The sequence below is a fragment of the Mycobacterium sp. 1245852.3 genome (genome assembly GCF_001669335.1).
GTDB lineage: Bacteria > Actinomycetota > Actinomycetes > Mycobacteriales > Mycobacteriaceae > Mycobacterium > Mycobacterium europaeum_A.
The window spans coordinates 1-1,256 of the sequence record NZ_LZLL01000482.1 but is presented as its reverse complement, the minus strand read 5'-3'; the positions used below and the strand labels follow the sequence as shown (position 1 = coordinate 1,256).

At 69.6% G+C, this 1,256-nt stretch carries 2 protein-coding genes; both read left to right on the top strand.

Annotated elements, in window-relative coordinates:
- Positions 1 to 59: 59 nt before the first annotated feature.
- Positions 60 to 728: an O-methyltransferase gene (locus A9W96_RS21410; protein ID WP_066873541.1), complete on the top strand. Its 669-nt coding sequence runs from the start codon at positions 60 to 62 to the stop codon at positions 726 to 728.
- 138 nt (positions 729 to 866) lie between these two features.
- A partial coding sequence (locus A9W96_RS21405) for a TetR family transcriptional regulator (RefSeq protein WP_156749231.1) occupies positions 867 to 1,256 on the top strand: 390 nt, incomplete at its 3' end.

The window sequence follows — 1,256 nt, the reverse complement described above, 5'->3', positions numbered from 1 at the left end:
CCCGATCGGACTCAGGCGCGCCTGCCGGACCGCGCGGCGAAGTGGAATACGCTGCGGGCATGGACGGCACCGACGCAGAAGCCCCCGGCCAGACGGCGCCCAGTCGGGCCGATGCGCTCTTCGCGCACGCCGAAGCCTCGATATCGGAAGACGCGCTGTTGGCGGCCGCCCGCGAGCGGGCCGTGGACATCGGTGCGGGCGCGGTGACGCCAGCGGTCGGTGCGCTGCTGAGCCTGCTGACCAAGCTCAGTGGCGGCAAGGCCGTCGCCGAGGTGGGCACCGGCGCGGGCGTCAGCGGCCTGTGGTTGCTGTCCGGCATGAGCGACGACGGTGTGCTGACGACCATCGACCTCGAACCCGAATATCTGCGGCTGGCCAAGCAGGCGTTCACCGAAGCCGGCATCGGACCGTCGCGCACGCGGCTGATCGGCGGCCGCGCCCAGGAGGTACTCACCCGGCTCGCCGACGCGTCCTATGACCTGGTGTTCATCGACGCCGACCCGATCGATCAGCCGGACTACGTCGTCGAGGGTGTGCGGTTGCTGCGGCCCGGCGGCGTGATCGTGGTGCACCGCGCCGCGCTGGGCGGACGGGCCGGCGATCCGGCCGCCCGCGACGCCGAGGTGGTCGCGGTGCGCGAGGCGGCGCGCCTGATCGCCGAGGACGAGCGGCTCACCCCGGCGCTGGTACCCCTCGGCGACGGCATCCTGGCCGCCGTTCGCGACTGAGTCGCCCCGCGCCATCGTTTTGCACCAGCCGCCTCCGTCGCCTTGAGCTCGGGTTTTCCGGGACCGTCCGCATCTTTATGAATTTTTGACGCGCGCCCTCCTTGACCGCGGGCTGAACATGCGTTTAGCGTACTGAACATGCGTTCAGCCGACCTGACGGCCGCCGCCCGGATCAGAGATGCGGCCATCGAGCAATTCGGCGAGCACGGGTTCGGCGTCGGCCTTCGCGCCATCGCCGAAGGTGCCGGCGTCAGCGCCGCGCTGGTCATTCACCACTTCGGCTCCAAAGAGGGCCTGCGCAAGGCGTGCGAGGACTATATCGCCGAGACGATCCGCGGCAACAAGTCCGAGGCGCTGCAATCCAACGACCCCGCCACGTGGTTCGCCCAGATGGCCGAGATCGAGGAGTACGCGCCGCTGATGGCTTACCTGGTGCGCAGCATGCAGACCGGCGGCGACCTGGCGAACATGTTGTGGCGCAGGATGATTGACAACGCCGAGGAATACATGGCAGAAGGCGTGCGCGCC